The organism is Pseudomonas sp. GW456-12-1-14-TSB6 (genome assembly GCF_059424205.1).
On record NZ_JBWKZE010000015.1, the window covers coordinates 155880 to 164026 of the forward strand.

Annotated in this window: 7 protein-coding genes; 2 read left to right on the forward strand and 5 right to left on the reverse strand. The window is 46.0% G+C overall.

The window, feature by feature from the left end:
* Both AC07Y2_RS16275 and AC07Y2_RS16280 read left to right on the forward strand, forming a co-directional pair.
* Nucleotides 1-1233: a glycosyltransferase gene (locus AC07Y2_RS16275; RefSeq protein ID WP_256587011.1), complete on the forward strand. Its 1233-nt coding sequence runs from the start codon at nucleotides 1-3 to the stop codon at nucleotides 1231-1233.
* A complete protein-coding gene (locus AC07Y2_RS16280) occupies nucleotides 1230-3263 on the forward strand; it encodes an HAD family hydrolase (protein ID WP_103386370.1) in 2034 nt (677 codons plus the stop codon). Before AC07Y2_RS16275 ends, AC07Y2_RS16280 begins: the two co-directional genes overlap by 4 nt.
* Nucleotides 3264-3356: 93 nt before the next feature.
* Here the strand turns inward: AC07Y2_RS16280 and AC07Y2_RS16285 are convergent, their stop codons facing one another.
* The 5 genes from AC07Y2_RS16285 to AC07Y2_RS16305 all read right to left on the reverse strand — a co-directional run.
* Nucleotides 3357-3731 (reverse strand): DMT family transporter, encoded by a 375-nt coding sequence (locus AC07Y2_RS16285; protein ID WP_256587012.1) that lies wholly within the window; start codon nucleotides 3729-3731, stop codon nucleotides 3357-3359.
* Complete coding sequence (locus tag AC07Y2_RS16290) at nucleotides 3697-4407, reverse strand: class I SAM-dependent methyltransferase (RefSeq protein ID WP_103386372.1); 711 nt, start codon at nucleotides 4405-4407, stop codon at nucleotides 3697-3699. The genes AC07Y2_RS16285 and AC07Y2_RS16290 overlap by 35 nt, the downstream gene beginning before the upstream one ends.
* Nucleotides 4397-5395 carry a glycosyltransferase family 2 protein gene (locus AC07Y2_RS16295; protein WP_103386373.1) on the reverse strand — a complete coding sequence of 333 codons (999 nt, stop codon included), beginning with the start codon at nucleotides 5393-5395 and terminating at the stop codon, nucleotides 4397-4399. The genes AC07Y2_RS16290 and AC07Y2_RS16295 overlap by 11 nt, the downstream gene beginning before the upstream one ends.
* Before the next feature lie 8 nt (nucleotides 5396-5403).
* Nucleotides 5404-7314, reverse strand: a complete 1911-nt coding sequence (locus AC07Y2_RS16300) for a hypothetical protein (protein WP_146040482.1) — start codon at nucleotides 7312-7314, stop codon at nucleotides 5404-5406.
* A 117-nt stretch (nucleotides 7315-7431) separates the two neighbouring features.
* On the reverse strand, nucleotides 7432-8147 hold a 716-nt coding region (locus tag AC07Y2_RS16305), incomplete at its 5' end, for an MraY family glycosyltransferase (protein WP_103386375.1).

The following is an 8147-nucleotide window of genomic DNA, read 5'->3' on the forward strand; positions in this document are numbered from 1 at the left end:
TTGAACGATAAAAGAATCTGTTTTCTCGTCGGCTCCATGGCTATCAGCGGTGGAACTTACGTCATCATTCAGCACGCAGCCTACCTTCGCAATCAAGGCTACGATGTGACGTTGGCGGTTCAGGAAGCCTTTAACGACACGACCTTATCCTGGCACGATGAAGCGCCGCGACTTCGTTGCCTGCCCATCGAGGAGGCTAAACGGGAGACCTTCGCTCTAGTTATCGCCACTTGGTGGAAAACTGCGTTCGAGCTTGGTAACTTCACCGCAGCGAGGTACGCCTATTTCGTGCAGTCCATTGAGTCAAGATTCTATCCTTCATCAGAAAAGCCCTTGAGAGCGCTGGTCGACGCTACTTATCACTTCCCCATCGAGTACGTCACTGAAGCGACGTGGATTCAGACGACCCTTACCGAGGATTTTGATAGACAGACAGCACTGGTGCGCAATGGCATTCGAAAGGATGTCTACTCGCTAAGTGGTGCCGCCAGCGCCCCGCGCCCTACTTCCAAGCAACCTAGAATACTAGTCGAAGGTCACTTCGGTGTATCGTTCAAAAATACCGCTTTGGGAGTACGGTTAGCCAAAGAAGCAGGTGCGCGGGATATCTGGGTTTTGACTGGGTCACCGATCAAATGGCTCCCGGGTGTATCGCGGATATTCTCTAGAGTTCCCATGGTCAAGACCGCTGAAATCTATCGTTCCTGCGACATTCTGATCAAACTGAGCACAGTTGAAGGCATGTTTGGTCCACCACTGGAAATTTTCCACTGCGGAGGGACAGCAGTCGTTTTCGATGTTTCGGGGCATGACGAATACATAGTAGATGGCAAGAATGCTGTGGTGATTCCTACCGGTAACACAGATGAAGTAGTCAGAACTCTCAAAAAACTGATCAATGATCGTTCCGAATTGTCACGCTTACAGGAAGCAGCGTACGAAACAGCAAACACCTGGCCTTCCTGGCAAGAGTCCTCTGCACAGTTCCGCGTTTGGGTGGATAAGGCCGCGGAAGGTCCGGCAATGGACAGATCGCAATTAGTCGAACTTACAAACAATGCATTTCAAAAGTACGCCGAACAAGAAAAAAGTCGTCTCAATACGAGTCGATGGATAGTTCGTCGTCACAAGCTGAGCGCATTAGCCGCCAAACTACCGCCGTCGTTCAAACTTCGGGTAAAACAATTTGAAGCCATTTTCGAAGTCCTCTTTGGCGGCCGGGAAGTTAGATGAATTATAAGCTAAAAACAGTCGACGTCTGGGACACATTGCTCAGAAGAGACTGTCACCCTGAATGCATTAAGCTGGCCACGGCAGCGCACGTTTACTTTCAATTGCTGGGTAAATTTAAACAGTCATACCCTGGATACTGGGAGATTTACAAAGCACGTATTTACACCGAACTTCGTCTCGCAAGAGCCGCCCGCGATGCCGGTCAAGACGAAGAGTACGAAATAGTTCAGGTATTTAAAGCGTGGTTGAAAGAAATTCTAGAATGTGAATTCGAAGATGAATTGGCTCAACGTTTTGCTGACTACGAACTATCGGTTGAAATGCTCCGTACCTTCAAAGATCCGGATATTGAAGATTTCCTAAAGCAATTTCCCGCCGAGAAGACAGTTTTTCTTTCGGACTTCTACATGAGTTCCGACATGCTGAAAAAACTACTGGAGCACAAAGGCCTCGGCCATTTATATGATGAAGGAATAAGCTCTTGTGACGTTGGCCTTAACAAGCGTTCAGGCGCATTGTTCCAGCACGCCCAGAACCTTTACGGCGCGTCCTCTCAAGAGCATGTCCACATTGGTGATCACCCTTGGTCGGACGTAGAGGCGCCCCAAAAAATGGGAATTGCAGGCACCTCATTTTTGCCTGACAAATCCCATGCAGCAAGAGAATACCGAGAAGGCTTGTTCGCATCCCGCGACACTCTATTTAAAAATCTTCGAGATCTCAGCATCCAAGCGGCCGAAATCCCCTCCCTTACACTGGGGAAAACAGAAACCGCAGCGCTTCGATTCGGAGTAGAGGCAGCACCTCTATTCTTGGGCTTCGTATTGTGGATCTCAGAACAAGCGCTTCTTCAGAACTTAGATCGTATATTTTTTCTGACTCGCGAAGGCGAGTTCTTTCTGCGTATATACAGAATACTGTTTCCGAACAACCAACTCTTTGGACATCAGTTACCTGTCGCTAGTGAACTCGAAGTCAGCCGCCTATCTACGTTCGCGGCGTCAATGCGCGATGTCTCAAATCAGGAGTTGAATAGAATTTGGCGCCTGAACCAATCCCAAAAAGTATCCGGACTATTCTCATCACTAGGTCTGGATCACACTGATTTTTCAGACCTTCTATCTGAGTTAGGACTAAGCCCTTCTGACGTCATTGACGACCCAGAGAATAACTCTTGTTTATCGAGGCTCATCAACTCTGAAACCTTCAGTAGTGCCGTCAAAAACAAGATCTCCGAACAACGGACTCTTCTAATCGAATACCTTAAGGATAGGGGTATAACCGACGGTGAGAACGTGGGAATAGTCGATATCGGATGGCGCGGAACAATCCAGGACAATCTTGCGAGAGTGGAAACCAAAACCCACTTTCACGGCATGTATCTGGGCTTGAGAAAAATGATCAACTCCCAACCACACAACACGTCGAAAAGTGCTTACGCCGCAGATGAACTACGTGATGCCGATACAGGAAAACTGTTTGAATCATTTGCCGTTCTAGAAATGCTGTGTACCTCTAATAAGGGAAGTACGGAAAAGTACATAAAGTCGCAGGGCTCGGTTATTGCTTATCGCAATGTATCTGAAGAAGAAAATAGTTCATACGACGAATTTTCCAGCTATTTTCAGGAGGGTGTTGCACTTGCGGCTCAGACATGGGCACCTTACCTGGAACGCTATGTAGTAGGTTCTTCAGACTTGTATGATTTAGCCGTTCGCGTATGGAAAAAAATCAGTGAAAACCCGGGCACTGAGTTGGCGAGGATATTTATCGAAACCCCCCAACATGATATTTTTGGCTTCGGTGATATATTCCAAAAAAACCAAGCACCGACACTCGGCACTATCATTCTGTCTCCCTTAAAAAAATCGGCGCGCCGAAAGGTTCTTGATTATATCCGCCGAGTTCAATGGACTTCTGGCGTAAAACAACTGGAAGGAATCAGTTTTATCCACAAGACAGCATTGCTAGTACTTTTCAAACTAGCAAATGCAATCAAGCGCTACAGAATGAAAACCAGAAAACGATAGAGCCTCGGAGAAAGATAAATTTACTCCGCACGAGTGTGATGCGGAGTAATACTTATCTCGCCACTTACCTCTCCGCTAGATATCATCACTCGCTCAAGCGCGACTCGCAATAATGATGCCGATCATGATAAGAGACACCCCGACAAAGTACTGCGTACTGAATCGTTCGCCGAATACCAAGTGACTACCGATGGGCACAAGAATAAATGCCAAAGCCATCACAGGGTAGATTCGACCCAGTTCAATTTTTTGCAGAATCCATACCCAAGCAATTGAAGTGATTGCATATAAGAGCATTGCGCTGAACAACGCGGTCAATGCGCGCACCGTAAATAGCGTGCCATCTACTGCCAGTGCGCTAGAGCTGACTTTGAAGAGTACTTGACCAATTGCCAAGCCCACGACACAAAGAATAGCTGCGATATATACCATATCAGACCTGACTTTCCGGCTTTTCAACGACAGCATGAAACGCTACAAAAAGATTCATATCAATCGAAGCAAATTTAAAAGGCCACCAAGACTCTTTGGCGTTGGGAAAGTAGTGGCGCATCAAAGCAACCAGATTATTGCATGAATTCACATGCTCTCTCGCCATCACATAATCGTAAGCGATATTTTGCGCAATAGCATTTCTGCGAGGCCCCAACGCCCTTCCAAAGCGCCAGGCAATACCTGGATCAGTAGGGATCAATATAGACAATACTCCTCCAGGCTTGAGTACTCTACGCCACTCTTTAAGCGCAAGATGAGGATAATAAATGTGTTCGAGTACGTGCGTGGCAATCAAGCGATCGTAGCTGTTATCCTCGGCATCGATGCTCCCTCCCTGCTGGACAGAGAACGTCAACCTTCCTTCATGTCGTGCCGATGCTTTCTGCGCCGCCACCGACAATGTCTTGGCGTCCATATCTGTTAATACATATTCATCAAAGTCATGCTGAACAAATGCGAGATGCTCGCCGGTACCGGCACCAACCTCAAGGACGCGCTCGAATTTCACTTTTTCGTTGTAAGGGCTCTCAGTCAGCTTATGGCTCGCTCGCATTACAAATGACTGCAACGGACTTTCATAGTTGCTGTTGTCATACACCTCAGCAAAACGGGCTCTATAATCGAGCCATTCTTTATCTTCATTCTGCATTATTTTTCTCCAATTTATTTGCCACTCGACTTTTACCACGATGAAACGGCCTATCTGGAACCGATCTAATATCATGGCCCAGGAATGCAAGAATCAAATGCATACCGACAATCAGTGGTAACGCCGACAACATTACGGTCCCTGCTGAGGACTGAAGGCCCGTCTCTATTGATTTTATCCAATTATAACTGCCAAACACTGCTCCAAATAGCAGCATCAAGCACCCAAATGGGAGTTCAATTGAAGCAACAGACATATCTCGTAAATAGTAATTATAGAAAATTCGTTTGAAGAAGTTCCTGACATGTTTCGCCAAAAACTCACCTACAATCGACGATATTTTCAGATTACTAATTTCATCGCCGTATTTTGCCTCCATCGGCACATCAACCACTACAGCGCGCAAGGTATTAAGCCTGAACAAAATATCCGTCTCAAAAAAGTATCTTTCGCTAATTTTGGACAAAGGTAAATGAAGAAGGACATCACGATGAATTGCAGTATAGCCATTGGTAGGATCAAATAGATTCCAATAGCCTGAAGACAATTTTGCCATAAAAGAAAGCACTGCATTCCCGAACAAGCGAGCCCTCGGCATTACCCTAACTTTCTCCAAATCAAAAAAGCGGTTACCTTTTGTGTAATCTGCCTCCCCAGACAGTATGGGCTCAACGAAATCCATTATCAAATCCGGGTCCATCTGCCCATCGCCGTCCAGCTTTACAATTACCTCCATGCCTTCAGCAATCGCTGCTTTGTAACCCGTCATGACCGCCCCCCCTACGCCAAGGTTACGTTCATGCTTCAAAACCTTGACACGAGGATCACTACAAAACTCTTCAACAAACAGGCCAGACTGCTCAGGGCAACTGTCATCAACAACGTAGATTCTCGAAATTTCCGGGCCAACTTTATTGATAACATCAAGAACATGCGCCCGTACTTTATAGCTTGGAATTACTACGGCGATATTATTTACAATGCTCATTTATCAACTCATTTTTCTTCTATACGGTTTCGACCGAAAGCCAATCCCAAGGCCATGAACAACACGAGAAGCGACATTACAACCGATGGCCAGACATATCGATAGTCCTGAGCCCCAATTAACGGTACTAGACTCAGTAAATTAGTCAACGACGGGACCATTATTAACCAGGCTGGCAGTTGGGTACGCAGGGAAACTATACAAATAGCAACCAACCCCAAAAGCACATACAGTGCAGGCCGGTTATAAATAGTGCTTTTCTGAACAAACGGTTGAATAGATGTGGTGATATATTCCTTTAAGGGACTTAATAGCGAATGTGGTTCCAGCATGAGCTCCCTGCGCTCGGGCATATCCGTTATTTCACCCGGCGAGATACTTAGCCACTCCTGATCTCGGCCACCAATACGCCATATTATTCCCGTCACACAGATCTGATGCTCCACAAAAACCAGTGGCTTAGCGAGTATTGTTTTCAATGCGAGAGCATTCAAGTCGGACGTACTCTGCGCAAATAACTTCCAGTGCTCTCTAAGCATTGGATGCCAGAAAATAGGCACCACACTTTCACAATTGTAACTATCACGCCAAACTTTTTCTGGAAGAAATTTTTCTAGCAACTGCTTTTCTGCAGGGCTCCATTGATAGTCAGCAGCCTGCATCGCACCTAGCACATGGACGGCGTTAATTGCGCGGTACTGCGGCAATATTGGCGAGACATTCAAAGCTGTTAAGAGAACGGACTTAAACACCAAGAAGACCGCGATCTGCGAAACCAATGTTGCCCCCACACTCAAGCGCGCTTTCCGAGTTCTCGCAAAACAAAACAGGATCAGAAAAAACAACAGGACGATCAGAATTCCATTGTGACGCATTGCGATAACAAACGCGCCTGTGACACCCATCCAAAACAAGGAACTGAACTTGAATGTAAACTTATATCTGACCTCCCTTGCAATCAATGCAGTGAGGACTATCAGACCTGCTGTGAATGGTACATCCTTCCAAAGCGTTGTAACAATGAGAAAGTTTGATGGAAACAGCGGAAACAGAACAGCGAATATGGCGACGAATCGAGGATTCGCCCCCCAGGCCAAGCTCTCCTTTAAAAATAGCCATGTCGCAGCAGCAAACACAACCAACTGCAAAATCGCAGCTGATTGAGGGAATGGAAAAACGCTGTAAGCCATCTTATAAAACAAGGATGATAAAATCGGGTGCGCGTCGTTGTATTCCCCTCTTACAATCTGCTGCCACTGATTGATAGAATCGGGTGACATTTGTGCTGGCCAATATGCAGCCAAGACCAGACCATAGATAAGAAAACTTGAGATCAAAACCCAAGCGTTCAGCAAGCCGTTACCGGACATAGTGCTTTTAACTGCTGATCGATAAGACAAAAGCAATGTAAGCGAAAAAAAACCGACAAAAGAAACCAACAAGGACAACGCAATGGAACTGAAATTATCCAATAGATCGATTTTCATTGGCGCGATCTCACTGAGATCAAGCTTTAGCACTCCCTGAGTAGGAGAATACAGATCAATCCGGCGTCCAGACTTCCCATATTTTACCTCCACTACTCCAGAGTACTCATGCGTAGAAAAGGTCAAATATTTTTCTGACTTTAATTTCAGAAATGATTGTATTGTAGCCGGTTGGTTTTGATAGGAAACCATAGCGCCTTCTCTGGATTCCCAGCCTGCATCCTGACGAACGACTTTTGCTTGAAGCCGTTTTGCGTCTGACTCAGGTATCCATACCTCTGTACCCTTTGAGTCTGGATTCCGCTCTCCAGTGGCCAAGATCGTTATATATTCAGATGTATCCGAAAAAAATGATACGGGTAGCATTACAACGCAAACTAGCGAAAAAAACGCTGAAACAACAGCTGCTCGCACCACGGAAATCGCAAACAATTAAACTCTCCTTAACGGGTAAAGCGCTGATGCCTCCAGGCACCGCAACTCAAATACCGGCCTCGCGCTGCGAACTGAACTTCTGAGGTTATAAAAAGAACCGACAGAGCATCAATCCTAAACAGCAGTTTCCTTACGCTCCAGGCTTCCACCCTTGAAGAATATGGCAAGTGCAATTAGCGGAAGATATGAAATAAAGACCCCCAAAACTGGATCCATCCATTGTTTGCCAACAATCAACGCCATTGGCCACAACCAAAACACATTGATAGCCGCGACACCAAAAGTTACCTTTTTGTGACTTTTCAACTGACGAGATGCAAACTGATAGGCGTGACTTCGGTGAGCTTCATATACCGCGTCCCCACGAACCAACCGTCTTAAAAGCGTCAACGTGGCATCTACTATGAAAACCCCCAGCATAATCAACCACACGAATAATAAAGCTGAGGAGGTCCACGCTGAATAGATAGAAAGTATCGCAAGGGTTACACCCAGGAAACCACTCCCTGCGTCTCCCATGAATATTCTTGCAGGAGGAAAATTCCACCAGCAGAATCCGGCCACTGCGAAGGCCAGAATTAATGGTGCCAAAATTAATGAATAGTTTCCGGTAATCCAGAATATCAATGACGCACCGAGACATGCACAAATCGCTTCTATGCTTGCTAGTCCGTCAATCCCGTCCATAAAGTTATAGAGATTCAACATCCACACTACATATATCAGTGCTATAAAATTCCCTAACCATCCAAGGTTAATAGCACTGCCAAATATGCTGATCGGGCCTAACCCGCCTAACCAATAAAGCCCCCACACCCCCCCAATAAAAT

Excerpts from the sequence above, each read along its gene's own strand:
- AC07Y2_RS16280 (WP_103386370.1), top strand. The coding sequence starts at position 1,230 with ATGAATTATAAGCTAAAAACAGTCGACGTCTGGGACACATTGCTCAGA.
- AC07Y2_RS16285 (WP_256587012.1), bottom strand. The coding sequence starts at position 3,731 with ATGCTGTCGTTGAAAAGCCGGAAAGTCAGGTCTGATATGGTATATATC.
- AC07Y2_RS16290 (WP_103386372.1), bottom strand. The coding sequence starts at position 4,407 with ATGCAGAATGAAGATAAAGAATGGCTCGATTATAGAGCCCGTTTTGCT.
- AC07Y2_RS16295 (WP_103386373.1), bottom strand. The coding sequence starts at position 5,395 with ATGAGCATTGTAAATAATATCGCCGTAGTAATTCCAAGCTATAAAGTA.